The following is a 14,724-nucleotide window of genomic DNA, read 5'->3' as shown; positions in this document are numbered from 1 at the left end:
CACATATTATTACCCAAAGCTATGGATGGAGACGAGATGACGAAGCACCGATTCTCTGTTTTGCAGCATAAATCACGCGAGACGGGCAAACTTGCTGCGGCTGAAACGGGCAATGGCTGTAGGGCAACCAATGTGATGGTATGATTAACACTATTCACGCCGGAGATTTTTCCCGGCTCACATTCTGAAGGACAGGCTTATGATTATCGTTACCGGCGGCGCTGGTTTTATCGGCAGCAACATTGTTAAGGCTCTGAACGACATCGGCTATACCGATATTCTGGTGGTGGATAACCTTAAAGACGGCACCAAGTTTGTTAACCTGGTGGATCTGAACATCGCCGACTACATGGATAAAGAAGATTTCCAGGTGCAGATCATGTCCGGGGAAGAGTTCGGCGACGTCGAAGCCGTATTCCACGAAGGCGCATGCTCGTCCACTACAGAATGGGATGGGAAGTACATGATGGATAACAACTATCAGTACTCCAAAGAGCTGCTGCACTACTGCCTGGAGCGCGAAATCCCGTTCCTGTACGCCTCTTCCGCCGCCACCTACGGCGGACGCACCTCTGATTTCATCGAATCCCGTGAATATGAAAAGCCGCTGAACGTTTACGGCTACTCTAAATTCCTGTTCGACGAGTATGTCCGCCAGATCCTGCCGGAAGCGAACTCCCAGATTACCGGCTTTCGCTACTTCAACGTCTACGGGCCGCGCGAAGGCCACAAAGGCAGCATGGCGAGCGTCGCGTTCCATCTCAACACCCAGCTGAACAACGGCGAGAGCCCGAAACTGTTTGAAGGCAGCGATAATTTCAAGCGCGACTTCATCTATGTGGGCGACGTGGCGGCAGTAAACCTGTGGTTCTGGCAGAACGGCGTCTCCGGCATTTATAACTGCGGCACTGGCCGTGCGGAGTCGTTCCAGGCCGTGGCAGATGCCGCGCTGGCCTTCCATAAAAAAGGCAGCATTGAGTACATCCCGTTCCCGGAAAAACTCAAAGGCCGTTATCAGGCGTTTACGCAGGCGGATCTTACCAACCTGCGCGCGGCGGGTTATGACAAGCCGTTTAAAACCGTTGCTGAAGGTGTGACGGAATACATGGCCTGGCTGAACCGCGACGCATAAGCAGGCTAATGCATGAAAATATTGGTGATCGGCCCGTCATGGGTGGGCGACATGATGATGTCGCAAAGTCTCTATCGCACGCTCAAGGCTCGCTATCCACAGGCGATCATCGACGTGATGGCGCCCGCGTGGTGCCGTCCGCTGCTGTCGCGCATGCCAGAGGTGAACGAGGCGATCCCCATGCCTCTCGGCCATGGCGCGCTGGGGCTCGGCGAGCGCCGCCGTCTGGGGCGCAGCCTGCGCAATCGCCGCTACGATCGCGCTTATGTGCTGCCGAATTCGTTTAAATCTGCGCTCGTACCGTTTTTTGCAGGTATCCCGCACCGCACCGGCTGGCGCGGCGAGATGCGCTACGGCCTGCTGAACGATATTCGCGTGCTGGATAAACAGGCCTGGCCGCTGATGGTTGAGCGTTACGTCGCGCTGGCTTACGACAACGGTGTGATGCAGTCGGCGAAAGATTTACCGCAGCCTTTACTCTGGCCACAGTTGCTGGTGACGGACGCGGAAAAAAGCCAGGCCTGCGCCCAGTTCGCGCTCTCCGCGGAGCGTCCGATCATCGGTTTTTGCCCGGGTGCGGAGTTCGGCCCGGCGAAACGCTGGCCGCACTACCACTACGCCGGGCTGGCGAAAGAGCTGATTGACGAAGGGTATCAGGTGGCGCTGTTCGGCTCGGCGAAAGACAACGAAGCAGGTAATGAAATCCTCGCGGCGCTGAGCGTCGAACAGCAGGCGTGGTGCCGTAATCTCGCGGGCGAAACCCAGCTTGAACAGGCCGTGGCGCTGATTGCCGCCTGTAAAGCGATTGTCACTAATGATTCCGGCCTGATGCATGTAGCCGCCGCGCTCGACCGTCCGCTGGTCGCGCTGTATGGCCCGAGCAGCCCGGATTTCACGCCGCCGCTGTCCCATAAAGCGAAAGTCATTCGTCTTATCACCGGCTACCACAAAGTGCGCAAAGGCGACGCCGCCGAAGGTTATCACCAGAGCCTGATCGACATTACGCCCGCGCGCGTACTTGAGACGCTCAACGAACTGCTGCTGAACGAGGAAGCGTGAGGATGCGGGTGCTTGTTGTGAAAACCTCCTCGATGGGCGATGTACTCCACACGCTACCCGCGTTAACCGACGCGATGCAGGCGATGCCGGATATTCGCTTCGACTGGGTGGTGGAAGAAGGGTTCGCGCAGATCCCTTCGTGGCATCCGGCGGTCGATCGCGTGCTCCCGGTGGCCATCCGCCGCTGGCGCAAGGCGTGGTTTTCCGCGCCGGTGAAGTCCGAGCGTCACGCCTTTCGCGACGCCCTGCGGGCGGAAAAATATGACGCCGTCATCGACGCGCAGGGGCTGGTGAAAAGCGCAGCCCTGGTGACGCGTCTGGCGCGCGGTCTGAAGCATGGCATGGACTGGCAGACGGCGCGCGAACCGCTCGCCAGCCTGTTCTACAACCGCCGCCACCATATCGCCAAAGCGCAACACGCCGTGGAGCGCACCCGTGAACTCTTCGCCAAAAGCCTCGGTTACGCGAAGCCCGCCGCGCAGGGCGATTACGCCATCGCGCCGCATTTTTTGCGTGAGCCTGCTGACGCCGCCGGGGACTATGTTGTGTTCCTGCATGCCACGACGCGTGATGAAAAGCACTGGCCGGAAGCGCACTGGCGCGAGCTTATCGCGCTGATGGGCACGACCGGCCTGCAAATCCGGCTGCCCTGGGGGGCGCCGCACGAAGAAGCGCGAGCGAAAAGACTTGCTGAAGGTTTCGGGTATGTTCAGGTGCTCCCGCGCCTGACGCTTGAACAGGTCGCCCACCAGCTGGCGGGCGCACGGTTTGTGGTATCGGTGGATACCGGTCTGAGCCATCTGACGGCGGCGCTCGATCGCCCGAATTTCACGCTCTATGGTCCGACCGATCCGGGGCTTATTGGCGGATATGGGCAGAACCAGTTTGTTTGCCGCCCGCCCCATTCTCAGGATCTCGCCGCCCTGCCCGCAACAACCGTTTTCGAACAACTGCGTCCCTGGCTTAACGGGGAAACTTCCGTTTCAGAGAGTGCCCATGCCTGACTTTTTCTCGCCCGAACAACCGCCGAAGCGGGTTCTGATTATTAAGCTGCGCCACCACGGCGACGTGCTGCTGACGTCTCCCTGCTTTACGGTGCTTAAGCAAGCGTATCCGCAGGCCGAAGTGGACGCGCTGGTCTATGACGACACCCAGGCGATGCTCACCAGCCATCCGCACATCGATCAGGTACACACCATCGGGCGTAACTGGCGCAAACAAGGGCTGCTAAAGCAGCTCCGGCTCTATCGTGGGCTGGTGAAAACGCTGAAGGCGCGCCAGTACGATGTGCTGATCAACCTGACCGAACACTGGCACGGCGCTCGTCTGGCACGCCTGCTGAAGCCGCGCGTCTCTGTCGGCTTTCGCCCTGACAAGCGCAGCGGCTTTGCGCGCCGCCGCTGGGTGAAATCCTTTACCACGCTTTATCCGGCGATTCAGGACAATACGCGCCATATGGTGGAGGTTAACCTCGACGCGCTGCGCCGTATCGGCATTCATCCGGCCACCCGCGACGATAAGCGTACGCTGTTCGTGCCGGGGGATGAGGCGGAAGCCTTTATCCAGGAAAAACTGGCGGCGTTCGGCCTCAAGAGCGGCGAGTACATTCTTGTGCATCCGACCTCGCGCTGGATGTTTAAATCCTGGGATATCCCTGCGCTGGCGGCGACCGTCGATGCGCTGGCAAGCCGCGGGCTGCCGGTGATCCTCTCAGCCGCCCCTTCACGCGAAGAAACCGAGTATATGGATAAACTACGCGCCGCCCTGACGCAGCCGGTATTCGACCTGAGCGGCCAGCTGAATCTCAAACAGCTTGGCGCGTTGATGAAGCACGCGCGGGTTTATTTCGGCGTGGACTCCATGCCTATGCATCTGGCGAGCGCCGTCGGCACGCCGACCGTCGCCATTTTCGGGCCGACCGGCGCGATTAAATGGGCGCCGTGGGGCGTCTCGCATCGGGTGATTACCGCAGGCTTCACCTGCCAGCCCTGCGGCAAAGCGGGCTGTGGCGACAGCGGTGTCTCCGACTGCATCACCGCGATTGCGCCTCAACAGGTGCTGAGCGCCATTGATACCCTGCTGCTGGAAACGCCTGCATGAAGCTGGCGATTGTCAGGCAGACCTGGAACCCCAACGGCGGCGCAGAGCGTTTTGTGTCGCGCGCGCTGAATGTGCTTTCGCAAAGCGGCGAGCTGGATGTCACGCTGATTGCCCGCCAGTGGGAAAGCGGCGCGGGCTGGCAGACGCTGACGGTCGATCCGCCGTTTCGCAACCGCAAGGCGCGCGAGGCGGGCTTCGCCGCCGCTGCCGCCGCGCAGTTCCCGGCATTCGATATTGTGCAGAGCCATGAGCGCATTCCCGGCGCGACGATTTTCCGCGCGGGTGACGGCGTCCATGCCGCCTGGCTGGAGCAGTACCAGCGCATCCAGTCGCCGCTGGCGCGCTGGGCGCAGGCGTTCAGCGCGTACCATCGCTACATTCTTCAGGCGGAGCGCGAGATGTTTATGCATCCTCAGCTTCGTAAAGTGATCTGTAATTCGAAGATGGTGCGTGACGATATTGCCCGCCGCTTCGGCCTTGCGGACCACCAGCTCACGGTCATTTATAACGGCGTCGATACGTCGGTATTCCATCCATCAGTACGTGAGCACTCGCTACGAAGCGAGCTCAACATTCCTGACGATGCGCCGGTGCTGGCCTACGTCGGTTCCGGTTTCGCCCGTAAGGGCGTCGCCGTTGCGCTGAAGGCGATTGTCAACCATCCGTCTGTCTGGCTGTTAGTCGCCGGACGTGACAAGCACGCGCGACGCTTCGAGGCGCTGGCGCGCAAGCTCGGCGTAGCGGCTCGCGTGAAATTCCTCGGCCCCGTATCGGACATCAAAACGGTGTACGGTAGCGCCGACGCGCTGATCCTGCCGACGCTCTACGATCCGTTCCCCAATGTCTGCATCGAAGCGCTCGCCTGCGGCCTGCCGCTGTTAACCAGCCACGGCTGTGGCGCGGCAGAGTGGGTGCAGGAAGGCGAAAACGGCTGGGTGCGTGACGCGCTGGACGCGTCCGGCTACAGCCTGGCGGTCGGGGAGTGGCTCGCGGGCCGCGCGGCAGGGAAAGATTACGCCGCTGCGGCGCGACGTACCGCGGAGCCCTGGACGCTGGAGCGAATGGCCCAGGAACTCAACGCGCTTTACCGGGAATTGCTGGCCTGACGGCTGGCGTTCCGGAAGACCTGTTCCATCGCATCCAGCATGCAGTCGCGCGTGAAATGGCTGCGCAGGTAATCGTAACCCTGCTGCGCCAGCCGCTCGCGCAACGCAGCGTCGTCATATAGCCGCATAATCGCGGCTTTTAACGCCTGCGCATCCCGCTGGCCCACCAGCACACCCGTCTGGTTATCAATGACTGCATCCGCGGTGCCACCCGCGTCGGTAGCGATCGTCGCCACGCGCGAGGCGAGCGACTGCAATACTCCTTGCGGTACGCCTTCCATATCGTGCGACGGGCTCAGCGCGATATCAAACGCCGGGAACCAGGCTTCGGGATCGGCGCGATGCCCTGCCATTAGCACGCGCTCCTGCAACCCCAGCGCGACAATCTCCTGCTCCAGCGCGGCGCGATGCGGCCCTTCGCCGACAATCGCCAGTCGGATACGCGGGTTATCGATTTGCGCCAGCGCCTGCAATAACACGCTGTGGCCCTTGTTAGGCCGCAGATGCGAGACCACGCCCAGCCAGAAATCCTCTTCTCTCAGCCCGCAATGCCGGCGTGCCGCGTTTTTATCGCCGGGCTTAAAGCGTGCCGTATCAACCCCACTGGGAACCGAGGTGCTGTGTGAAAGCGGAACGCCGATATCCTCAAGCTGATGACGCAATGCCTCGCCAGTCGTGACCACATGCGCGCAGGCGGTGCCGAAGAGCCAGCGGGTGCCGCGGTTATTACGCGGTTTGCCCGAGGCGTGGCGTGTGCGCACCAGCGGCGGTGCGTGACGCAGTGTCGCGCAGGCCAGCGCCGCAAGCCAGGTGTCTACGGAGTTGTGACTATTGATGACATCAATATGTCCCGCCTCGTGTTTTAGCCAGGCGCGCAGACGCAGCAGGTTAGCGATTTTTTTACGCTTAATGGGCAGATTGACAACCGTCAGGCCCGCGTCCCGCGCCAGCGTGCTGAGCGGCACTTCTGCAGGACACACAATCGTGACCTGGTGTCCGCGTGACTGCATGCCAAGAGATTCGTTGATAATACGCAGCGGCTGACCACCTTTCCCGCCGTCCGCTTCGGTATGAACGATGTGCATAATCTTCCTGTTATTGACCGGCCTGTCCGGCGCTGACAAGTATACCTTTGGCTTTATGAAAGCTTCGCAGTTTTTCTTTCGCCAAAGAAGCGCGGGCAACCCGCTTGCACATCATGGTTTCGCCATCACTGGCAGGCACCTTACACAACACGCAAAGGTAATGCACCCGCAAACGGACGCGTGCCTGTGGCTTTCTTTACCACTTCATAGATAATAAGCGGCAACTGGAGCAACACGCTGGCGAACCACCGCCCCTGTAAGCGGTCAATAAGCCATAACGTCAGGCGATGCGGTTTGCCTGTACGACCCGGTATCCAACGGAGAAAGCATGTCTGATACCCCTCTTCTGAGTATTATTGTCGCGGTTTATAACGGCGAGAAATTCCTGAGCGCCTTTTTTGACAGCATCAAAAACCAGCAACTGGAAAGCGTTGAGCTTATCGTCGTGGACGACGGGTCGACCGACCGCTCCGCAGAAATCACCGAAAGCTATCGCGCGCAGTTTCCCCGTTTTCAGTATGTGAAACAGGAAAACCAGGGCGTTTCCGCGGCCCGCAATACCGGCCTTGCGCTGGCGCAGGGGAAATATCTGGCGTTTCCGGATATCGACGACGTTATCTACCCGACGCTTTACCCGCGTCTGCTGGATATCGCCACGCAGAATGACCTTGATGTCGCAACCTGCAACGGCACCTATATCTATGACGACGGCCGCCCGGCGAAGAAAATTTTTCCGTCAGATCGCCTCTCTTCAACCGGTGTCCTGGACGGCCCAACCTGGCTGCAGATGGCACTCAGTTCGCGCAAATTCCTGCATGTCACCTGGCTTAATATCTATCGCCACGACTTTATTAAACGCCACGGTTTTAGCTTCGAACATGGCCTGCGCCATCAGGATATTCCCTGGACTACCGAAGTGTTGCTGACAGCGCAGCGGGTACAGTACATCGACGAAACATTGTATGACTACCTGATCCACTCAGCCTCGGTGTCGCATACGCCAGGTACGGACGACACGCGGATGCGATCGGCTCGCCACTATATGAAGATTCTGGAGATGCTGAACGCGATTAATGAACGTTACCCGGAACAGGTGAAACGCGTACCGGCATGCCACTGGCAAATCGCCAAAGAAGGGCTCGGGATCCTGCACAGCATTAATAATATTGAAAATCCGCAGAAGAAGCGTGAAATCACGCGTGAGCTTTTCGAGCGGGGCATCTGGGAGATGATCTGGAAGAACGCGCGCGGCTTTAAGCAGCGCTGGCGTCTGGGTCGTCGCTATTTCCGCCTGAAAAAAATGGCAGGCTAAAAACCGGCGGGCGCAGGCGGCATAATATGGCCTGCGCCTTTATCACCAGAGACAGTTTCGGGGGCTTTTCGGAACGTATTGCCTGCCATCTGGATGGAGTAAAAAAAGCCGTTCCCTGATTTCTTCTGCGTTACAGCCTGACACGGCAGGCGGTTGCCGCCGCCCGCTTCTTCCTCTTCCCGCTTATCTGTATACTTCCGGCAGGCAAAACGCGTCGGCTGGCGCCAAAACAATAGCTTTAACCGGGCTAAATGCTTAGAATTTGCCCGCCGATAAAGAAAATAACGGATATTAGCTTGGAATCGTTGTATACCGCTCTGCTCTACCTGATACAGCCTTTTGTCTGGGTGCGGCTTCTGCTCCGCAGCCGTAAAGCCCCTGCCTATCGCAAACGATGGGGGGAACGCTACGGCTTTTGTCAGGGAAAAGTGTTGCCGGACGGTATTCTGCTGCACTCCGTATCGGTGGGCGAAACCCTGGCCGCGATCCCGCTGGTGCGCGCATTGCGCCACCGCTACCCTTCTCTGCCGATCACCGTCACCACCATGACGCCGACGGGCTCTGAGCGCGTACAGTCGGCGTTCGGCAAAGATGTACATCACGTCTATCTGCCTTACGATTTGCCCTGCGCGATGCATCGTTTTTTGGAAACCGTGCGCCCGAAGCTGGTTATCGTGATGGAAACCGAACTGTGGCCGAACATGATTTCCGCGCTGCATCAGCGCAAAATCCCGCTGGTTATCGCTAACGCGCGGCTTTCCGAACGTTCCGCGAAGGGCTATCAAAAACTCGGTGGATTTATGCGCCGTCTGCTGTCGAAAATCACGCTGATCGCCGCGCAAAATGATGAAGACGCCAGCCGCTTTACCGCGCTTGGCCTCAAGCGTAACCAGCTGGCCGTGACCGGCAGCCTGAAGTTTGATATCTCCGTGACGCCGGAACTGGCGGCTCGCGCGGTAACGCTGCGCCGTCAGTGGGCGCCGCGTCGCCAGGTCTGGATAGCCACCAGCACGCACGACGGTGAAGAGGCGATTATTCTGCAGGCGCATCGCCAGCTACTGGCAACCTTTCCCGATCTGCTGCTGATTCTGGTGCCGCGCCACCCGGAGCGCTTTAAAGACGCCCGCGATATGGTGCAAAAAGCGGGCTTTAGTTTTACGCTGCGCAGTACCGGCGAAATCCCCTCTGGCAGTACCCAGGTGGTGATTGGCGATACGATGGGCGAACTGATGCTGCTGTACGGCATCGCCGATCTCGCGTTTGTCGGCGGCAGCCTTGTCGAGCGCGGCGGCCATAATCCACTGGAGCCCGCCGCCCACGCCATTCCCGTGCTAATGGGCCCGCATACATTTAATTTCAAAGATATCTGCGCCAAATTGCAGGAAGCCGACGGACTTATCACGGTGACCGGCGCCGATTCGCTGGTAAAAGAGATCTCCACGCTGCTGACTGACGAGGACTATCGTCTGTGGTATGGCCGTCATGCGGTCGAAGTGCTGCACCAGAACCAGGGCGCGCTACAGCGTCTGTTGCAGCTGCTGCAGCCGTACCTTCCGCAGCGGAGCCACTGATGCGCGCGCGTCTCTCGGTGGTGATGATCGCCAAAAACGCGGCGCTGCTGCTGCCGGATTGTCTCGCCTCCGTGGCCTTTGCTGATGAAATCGTGGTGCTGGATTCCGGCAGCAGCGACGAGACTGTCGCTGTCGCGACGGCAGCCGGCGCGAACGTGTTCGTCGAAACCGACTGGCAGGGCTACGGCATTCAGCGTCAGCGGGCTCAGCAGCACGCCAGCGGTGATTACATTCTGATGATCGATACCGACGAGCGCGTGACGCCAGAACTGGCCCAGGCGATTCGTCAGGTGCTGGAAAATCCCGATCCGCAGACGGTTTACAGCATCGCCCGCCGCAATCTGTTTCTGGGCCGCTTTATGCGCCACAGCGGCTGGTATCCGGACCGCGTCACCCGCCTCTATGCCCGCGAGCGCTATCGCTATAATGATAATCTGGTGCACGAATCGCTCGACGCGCCGGATGCGCGCGTGGTCGCCCTGCAGGGCGATCTGCTGCACCTGACCTGCCGGGATTTCGCGGGTTTTCAGCGCAAGCAGTTAGGCTACGCCACCGCCTGGGCTCAGGAACGTCATCTGAGGGGCAAAAAGGTGTCGGTAGCGGGGATTTTCGGACATACGCTGGCCGCATTCTGCAAGACACTTCTGCTGCGCGCAGGCGTGCTGGATGGCCGTCAGGGCTGGCTGCTGGCCGTGGTGAACGCCCAGTACACCTTCAACAAATATACCGAGCTGTGGGCGCTGAACCGCGGCTATACGGAAAAGTAACGCTATGACCACTCGCGCGATTTACCCAGGTACGTTCGACCCGATCACTAACGGTCATCTCGATATTATTACTCGTGCGGCCAGCATGTTTGATGAGCTGATTCTGGCGGTGGCCGCCAGCCCGCATAAAAAGACCATGTTTTCGCTGGATGAGCGCGTGGCGCTGGCGCAGCAGGCGGCGGCGCATCTGCCGAACGTCAGCGTGACCGGCTTTAGCGATCTGATGGCGAACTTTGCGCAGACCCGGCAGGCGAATGTTCTGGTACGCGGCCTGCGCACCGCGGGTGATTTCGAGTATGAAATGCAGCTGGCGCATATGAATCGCCATCTGATGCCTTCGCTTGAGAGCGTGTTTCTGATGCCCTCGAAAGAGTGGTCCTTTATCTCATCAAGCCTGGTGAAGGAAGTGGCGCGCCATCAGGGCGATGTCTCCCACTTCCTGCCTGCGCATGTTCACCAGGCGTTGCTGGAGAAGCTGCGTTAATCACTTCTGACAGCGTCGGCACCAGTAGGTACGGCGCTGGGCATGTTTCCCTGCCAGAATCGGCGCGCCGCAGACCCGACACGGTTCGCCTTCACGCCCGTAGACCTGCAGCTGCTGCGCAAAATAGCCCGGCTTGCCGTCGCTTTGCAGAAAATCACGCAGCGTCGTACCGCCCTGTTCAATCGATCGCAACAGTACCGCTTTGATCGCCTGCGCCAGCAGTTCACACTCTTTTTCTGACAATGACGAGGCCAGCCGATCGGGGTGGATCCCGGCGGCAAACAGCGACTCGCTGGCGTAGATATTACCGACGCCTACCACGAGCTTGTTATCCATCAGCCAGGGTTTAATAGCGACTTTCTTTTTCGTGCATTTTTGATGCAGATACGCGCCGTTAAACGCCTCGCTGAGCGGCTCCGGCCCCAGATGCGCCAGGACGTTATGCCCTTCCAGCTCGCGCGTCCATAGCCAGGCGCCGAAGCGGCGCGGATCGGTATAGCGCAGCACTTTGCCGTTACTCATCACCAAATCGACATGGTCGTGTTTCTCGGCCGGGCGCTCCTCCGGCAGGATACGCAGGCTACCGGACATGCCCAGATGAATAATTATCCAGCCGTCCGGCAGCTCCAGCAGCAGATATTTAGCGCGACGCTGCACGCTGAGGACGGGTTTGTCGCTTAACGCATGGATTTCATCAGAAACTGGCCAGCGTAGCCGGCTATTGCGCACAACGGCGTGCAGGATGGTTTCGCCAACCAGATGCGGCTCAATCCCGCGACGGCTGGTTTCCACCTCAGGTAATTCAGGCATAGCGTTTCTCGCGTGAGTTAACAGAAGCAGTAAGGATAGATATGGGGACAACGCAGAAAACAAAAAACCCCGCCGAAGCGGGGTTTTTGTACAAATCTGACTAAAATCTTATTTGATTTTAGCTTCTTTGTAGAGAACGTGCTGACGGACAACCGGATCGAATTTCTTCAGTTCCAGTTTTTCCGGCTTAGTACGTTTGTTCTTCGTGGTGGTATAGAAGTGACCAGTACCAGCAGAAGAAACCAGCTTGATTTTCTCGCGAATACCTTTAGCCATGATTTATTTCCTCTAAGTACTTAGTACTTTTCGCCACGGGCACGCAGTTCAGAAAGAACTACATCGATGCCTTTTTTATCAATTACACGCATACCTTTAGCAGATACGCGCAGAGTAACGAAACGCTTTTCGCTCTCAACCCAGAAACGGTGAGAGTGCAGGTTCGGCAGAAAACGGCGTTTAGTCGCGTTCAGTGCGTGGGAACGGTTGTTACCGGTCACCGGACGCTTGCCAGTAACTTGGCAGACTCGGGACATGTCTATTCTCCAAAAATCAAATTAGCTCGAGCTTCGTATAGGGTATTGGCAGCCTCGTCAGGCCTGATGGCCCAGTCTGGCGGTTCAATGGAACTCGCATTGCCAGGCCCACATGCCAAACCCGAGATTCTCAAAGGTGGCGTAGTATACGCTGCCGGGACCGTCTGCTCAAGTCCCGAACAAATAAAGATCGCTAAGGATCGCCACGTCTGGCTTATATCCACCCACGTTCGGCGAAAGAAACGTATTCTCCACGCCCAATGACCAGATGGTCAAGCACCCGAATATCCACCAGCTGACAACTTTTCACGATGCGCTCGGTGACCAGTTTGTCCGCCCGGCTGGGCTCGGCATGCCCGGAAGGATGGTTATGCGCCAGAATAATTCCGGCAGCGTTGAGCCGCACCGCCTCGCGGACGATTTCGCGCGGATGCACTTCGACATGGCTGAGCGTGCCGGTAAACAGCGTATTTTGCCTGATAACACGGTTCTGATTATCCAGAAAGACGACCAGAAACACTTCGCGTTCCAGCGCTGAAAGCTGGCTTTGCAGAAACTCGCGCGTGATAGTCGGGCTCAATAGCGCCGTTTCTTGCGAGGGCCGTGAGCCGTAATAACGCCGCGCCAGTTCGGCCACGGCTTTAAGTTGCACATATTTCGCCGTACCAATGCCGCTGAAGCCCTGAAATGCCTGCCAGTCTGCTGAAAGCAGGCTGTAGAGCGATCCGAAATGCAGCAACAGCCGCTTCGCCAGCGTAAGCACGTCTGCACCCGGCGTCCCGGTTCGCAGGAAAATTGCCAGCAGTTCGTCATCGTTGAGATCGGCGGCGCCGTATCGCATCAGTTTTTCTCGCGGCCCGTTGTCCATGACAGCTATCGTCTTCCTTGCCCTGTTTTGTTTGCCATTATGCGCAGGCGGTCAGTCGCTGGCGACAGCGCGTATCGATCCCTGCGTAACGTCTCGCAAAGTTTAAATTTCATACCGCCGCGCAGTTTTTCGGATTGTGATAAAATGCCCGCTTTCCAGAAAGCGACAGGAAGAGAAGACAATGGGGCTTGCCGGTAAAAAAATCGTTTTGGGCGTCAGCGGCGGTATTGCGGCGTATAAAGCGCCGGAACTGGTGCGGCGTTTGCGTGAGCGGGGCGCAGAAGTGCGCGTCGCCATGACCGAAGCGGCAAAAGCGTTTATCACGCCGCTGAGCCTGCAGGCCGTTTCCGGCTACCCTGTTTCAGACAGCCTGCTCGACCCGGCCGCCGAGGCCGCTATGGGCCATATTGAGCTTGGTAAATGGGCCGATTTAGTCATCCTGGCACCCGCGACGGCGGATCTCATCGCGCGCGTTGCGGCGGGTATGGCGAATGATCTGGTCACGACGATTTGTCTCGCGACGCCCTCGCCTGTCGCCGTCGTTCCTGCAATGAATCAGCAGATGTACCGTAACGTCGCGACGCAGCACAATATTGCGCTGCTTGCCTCGCGCGGTCTGCATATCTGGGGCCCTGACAGCGGCAGCCAGGCCTGCGGTGATGTCGGGCCAGGCCGTATGCTCGATCCGCTGGAGATTGTGGACCTCGCCGTTAACCACTTCGCCCCTGTCAACGATCTGCAACATCTCAACATCATGATTACCGCGGGTCCGACTCGTGAGCGGCTTGATCCGGTGCGCTACATCACCAACGACAGCTCCGGTAAAATGGGCTTCGCTATTGCGGCGGCAGCCAGCGCGCGCGGCGCGCGCGTCACGCTGGTGTCGGGGCCGGTCAACTTATCGACGCCAGCGGGTGTCGAACGCATTGATGTGGAAAGCGCTCTGGAGATGGAAGCCGCCGTTCAGCAACGTGCAGCGCAGCAGCATATTTTTATCGGCTGCGCGGCCGTGGCGGATTACCGCGCCGAAACGATTTCCAGCGAAAAAATAAAAAAACAGGGCGACGAACTCACGCTAAAAATGGTGAAAAACCCTGATATTGTCGCAGGCGTCGCGGCGCTTGTGGAAAATCGTCCTTATGTTGTCGGGTTTGCTGCCGAAACAAATAATGTGGAAGAATATGCGCGGCAAAAACGCCTGCGTAAAAACCTTGATCTGATTTGCGCCAACGATGTGTCGCAAGCGGGTCAGGGATTTAACAGCGATACCAACGCTTTGCATCTTTTCTGGCAGGAGGGAGATAAAGTCTTACCGCTTGAGCGGAAGGCGCTCCTTGGCCAACGTTTACTGGACGAGATTGTTACCCGTTATGATGAAAAAAATCGACGTTAAGATTCTGGACCCGCGTGTGGGCGAGCAATTCCCGCTGCCGACGTACGCCACCTCTGGCTCAGCAGGCCTCGATCTGCGCGCCTGCCTGGACGAGTCCGTTGAACTGGCGCCGGGTGCGACCACGCTCCTGCCAACTGGCCTCGCCATTCATATCGCCGATCCAACGCTCGCCGCTGTTATTCTGCCGCGCTCAGGCCTCGGGCATAAACATGGCGTCGTGCTGGGCAATCTGGTCGGGCTTATTGATTCCGATTACCAGGGCCAGCTGATGGTTTCCGTCTGGAACCGTGGCCAGCAGAGCTTCACCATTGAGCCTGGCGAGCGCATCGCGCAAATGGTTTTTGTACCGGTCGTGCAGGCGGAATTTAATCTGGTAGAAGAGTTTACCGCTACCGATCGCGGTGAAGGCGGTTTCGGTCATTCCGGGCGTAAATAAACCCGCCCGCGTATACGCGCATTCCTTAAGTTAAATAAAGCGAACAGATTGCCGCAGGCGAGGGCCTG

At 58.5% G+C, this 14,724-nt stretch carries 16 protein-coding genes; 11 read left to right on the top strand and 5 right to left on the bottom strand.

Translation table 11 applies throughout. The annotated features are described in order from the left end of the window. Window positions 1-199: 199 nt before the first annotated feature. The 5 genes from rfaD to BJP61_RS01625 are packed head-to-tail and all read left to right on the top strand — an operon-like array spanning window position 200 to window position 5,397. The gene (gene rfaD, locus BJP61_RS01645; RefSeq protein WP_038866575.1) at window positions 200-1,132 is read left to right on the top strand and encodes an ADP-glyceromanno-heptose 6-epimerase; all 933 of its coding nucleotides are present in this window, start codon (window positions 200-202) and stop codon (window positions 1,130-1,132) included. A gap of 12 nt (window positions 1,133-1,144) precedes the next feature. After that, window positions 1,145-2,191, top strand: a complete 1,047-nt coding sequence (gene rfaF / locus BJP61_RS01640; protein WP_171997710.1) for an ADP-heptose--LPS heptosyltransferase RfaF — start codon at window positions 1,145-1,147, stop codon at window positions 2,189-2,191. Window positions 2,192-2,193: 2 nt separating this feature from the next. Beyond that, window positions 2,194-3,195 (top strand): lipopolysaccharide heptosyltransferase RfaC, encoded by a 1,002-nt coding sequence (gene rfaC, locus BJP61_RS01635; RefSeq protein ID WP_161580108.1) that lies wholly within the window; start codon window positions 2,194-2,196, stop codon window positions 3,193-3,195. Then, a complete protein-coding gene (gene rfaQ, locus BJP61_RS01630) occupies window positions 3,188-4,291 on the top strand; it encodes a putative lipopolysaccharide heptosyltransferase III (protein ID WP_038866570.1) in 1,104 nt (367 codons plus the stop codon). Before rfaC ends, rfaQ begins: the two co-directional genes overlap by 8 nt. After that, window positions 4,288-5,397 (top strand): glycosyltransferase family 4 protein, encoded by a 1,110-nt coding sequence (locus BJP61_RS01625; RefSeq protein ID WP_171997708.1) that lies wholly within the window; start codon window positions 4,288-4,290, stop codon window positions 5,395-5,397. The genes rfaQ and BJP61_RS01625 overlap by 4 nt, the downstream gene beginning before the upstream one ends. Here BJP61_RS01625 and BJP61_RS01620 read toward each other — a convergent pair. Then, on the bottom strand, window positions 5,376-6,482 hold the full coding sequence (locus tag BJP61_RS01620; protein WP_038866565.1) for a glycosyltransferase family 4 protein: 1,107 nt from the start codon (window positions 6,480-6,482) through the stop codon (window positions 5,376-5,378). The two genes, BJP61_RS01625 and BJP61_RS01620, sit on opposite strands and share 22 nt — an antisense overlap. 328 nt (window positions 6,483-6,810) lie before the next feature. On the opposite strand from BJP61_RS01620, the gene BJP61_RS01615 reads away from it, so the two are divergent. The 4 genes from BJP61_RS01615 to coaD all read left to right on the top strand — a co-directional run bounded on the left by BJP61_RS01615 (window position 6,811) and on the right by coaD (window position 10,616). After that, on the top strand, window positions 6,811-7,794 hold the full coding sequence (locus BJP61_RS01615; RefSeq protein WP_161581958.1) for a glycosyltransferase: 984 nt from the start codon (window positions 6,811-6,813) through the stop codon (window positions 7,792-7,794). A gap of 296 nt (window positions 7,795-8,090) precedes the next feature. Then, entirely contained in the window at window positions 8,091-9,365 is a 1,275-nt protein-coding gene (waaA, locus tag BJP61_RS01610) for a lipid IV(A) 3-deoxy-D-manno-octulosonic acid transferase (protein WP_038866560.1), read from the top strand. After that, the gene (locus tag BJP61_RS01605; protein ID WP_075192759.1) at window positions 9,365-10,132 is read left to right on the top strand and encodes a glycosyltransferase family 2 protein; all 768 of its coding nucleotides are present in this window, start codon (window positions 9,365-9,367) and stop codon (window positions 10,130-10,132) included. Before waaA ends, BJP61_RS01605 begins: the two co-directional genes overlap by 1 nt. Before the next feature lie 4 nt (window positions 10,133-10,136). Next, on the top strand, window positions 10,137-10,616 hold the full coding sequence (gene coaD / locus BJP61_RS01600) for a pantetheine-phosphate adenylyltransferase (protein ID WP_038866555.1): 480 nt from the start codon (window positions 10,137-10,139) through the stop codon (window positions 10,614-10,616). On the opposite strand, the gene mutM is transcribed toward coaD, so the two are convergent. From mutM to radC, 4 genes are all read right to left on the bottom strand, one after another. Beyond that, window positions 10,617-11,426 (bottom strand): bifunctional DNA-formamidopyrimidine glycosylase/DNA-(apurinic or apyrimidinic site) lyase, encoded by an 810-nt coding sequence (gene mutM, locus BJP61_RS01595; RefSeq protein ID WP_038866554.1) that lies wholly within the window; start codon window positions 11,424-11,426, stop codon window positions 10,617-10,619. It lies immediately after the preceding gene. 108 nt (window positions 11,427-11,534) lie between these two features. Beyond that, window positions 11,535-11,702: a 50S ribosomal protein L33 gene (gene rpmG, locus BJP61_RS01590; protein WP_003024094.1), complete on the bottom strand. Its 168-nt coding sequence runs from the start codon at window positions 11,700-11,702 to the stop codon at window positions 11,535-11,537. A gap of 20 nt (window positions 11,703-11,722) precedes the next feature. Beyond that, window positions 11,723-11,959 (bottom strand): 50S ribosomal protein L28, encoded by a 237-nt coding sequence (gene rpmB, locus BJP61_RS01585; protein ID WP_004388471.1) that lies wholly within the window; start codon window positions 11,957-11,959, stop codon window positions 11,723-11,725. Between the two features lie 214 nt (window positions 11,960-12,173). Beyond that, the gene (gene radC / locus BJP61_RS01580) at window positions 12,174-12,827 is read right to left on the bottom strand and encodes a DNA repair protein RadC (protein ID WP_038866551.1); all 654 of its coding nucleotides are present in this window, start codon (window positions 12,825-12,827) and stop codon (window positions 12,174-12,176) included. 181 nt (window positions 12,828-13,008) lie between these two features. Here radC and coaBC point away from each other — a divergent pair, with 181 nt between their 5' ends. Together coaBC and dut are read left to right on the top strand one after the other, a co-directional pair. Next, window positions 13,009-14,220 (top strand): bifunctional phosphopantothenoylcysteine decarboxylase/phosphopantothenate--cysteine ligase CoaBC, encoded by a 1,212-nt coding sequence (gene coaBC / locus BJP61_RS01575; RefSeq protein WP_038866550.1) that lies wholly within the window; start codon window positions 13,009-13,011, stop codon window positions 14,218-14,220. Beyond that, on the top strand, window positions 14,198-14,656 hold the full coding sequence (gene dut / locus BJP61_RS01570; RefSeq protein WP_038866548.1) for a dUTP diphosphatase: 459 nt from the start codon (window positions 14,198-14,200) through the stop codon (window positions 14,654-14,656). Before coaBC ends, dut begins: the two co-directional genes overlap by 23 nt. Window positions 14,657-14,724: the final 68 nt, after the last annotated feature.

It is taken from the genome of Cronobacter sp. JZ38 (assembly GCF_008932145.1).
In the GTDB taxonomy this organism is placed as follows: domain Bacteria; phylum Pseudomonadota; class Gammaproteobacteria; order Enterobacterales; family Enterobacteriaceae; genus Cronobacter; species Cronobacter muytjensii.
The sequence above is the reverse complement of the archived record's forward strand: the minus strand, read 5'-3'. Positions and strand labels throughout refer to the sequence as shown.

Excerpts from the sequence above, each read along its gene's own strand:
- rfaD (WP_038866575.1), top strand. The coding sequence starts at position 200 with ATGATTATCGTTACCGGCGGCGCTGGTTTTATCGGCAGCAACATTGTT.
- coaD (WP_038866555.1), top strand. The coding sequence starts at position 10,137 with ATGACCACTCGCGCGATTTACCCAGGTACGTTCGACCCGATCACTAAC.
- rfaQ (WP_038866570.1), top strand. The coding sequence starts at position 3,188 with ATGCCTGACTTTTTCTCGCCCGAACAACCGCCGAAGCGGGTTCTGATT.
- coaBC (WP_038866550.1), top strand. The coding sequence starts at position 13,009 with ATGGGGCTTGCCGGTAAAAAAATCGTTTTGGGCGTCAGCGGCGGTATT.
- radC (WP_038866551.1), bottom strand. The coding sequence starts at position 12,827 with ATGGACAACGGGCCGCGAGAAAAACTGATGCGATACGGCGCCGCCGAT.
- rfaC (WP_161580108.1), top strand. The coding sequence starts at position 2,194 with ATGCGGGTGCTTGTTGTGAAAACCTCCTCGATGGGCGATGTACTCCAC.
- BJP61_RS01615 (WP_161581958.1), top strand. The coding sequence starts at position 6,811 with ATGTCTGATACCCCTCTTCTGAGTATTATTGTCGCGGTTTATAACGGC.
- BJP61_RS01605 (WP_075192759.1), top strand. The coding sequence starts at position 9,365 with ATGCGCGCGCGTCTCTCGGTGGTGATGATCGCCAAAAACGCGGCGCTG.
- mutM (WP_038866554.1), bottom strand. The coding sequence starts at position 11,426 with ATGCCTGAATTACCTGAGGTGGAAACCAGCCGTCGCGGGATTGAGCCG.
- BJP61_RS01625 (WP_171997708.1), top strand. The coding sequence starts at position 4,288 with ATGAAGCTGGCGATTGTCAGGCAGACCTGGAACCCCAACGGCGGCGCA.
- rpmB (WP_004388471.1), bottom strand. The coding sequence starts at position 11,959 with ATGTCCCGAGTCTGCCAAGTTACTGGCAAGCGTCCGGTGACCGGTAAC.
- BJP61_RS01620 (WP_038866565.1), bottom strand. The coding sequence starts at position 6,482 with ATGCACATCGTTCATACCGAAGCGGACGGCGGGAAAGGTGGTCAGCCG.
- rfaF (WP_171997710.1), top strand. The coding sequence starts at position 1,145 with ATGAAAATATTGGTGATCGGCCCGTCATGGGTGGGCGACATGATGATG.
- rpmG (WP_003024094.1), bottom strand. The coding sequence starts at position 11,702 with ATGGCTAAAGGTATTCGCGAGAAAATCAAGCTGGTTTCTTCTGCTGGT.
- dut (WP_038866548.1), top strand. The coding sequence starts at position 14,198 with ATGATGAAAAAAATCGACGTTAAGATTCTGGACCCGCGTGTGGGCGAG.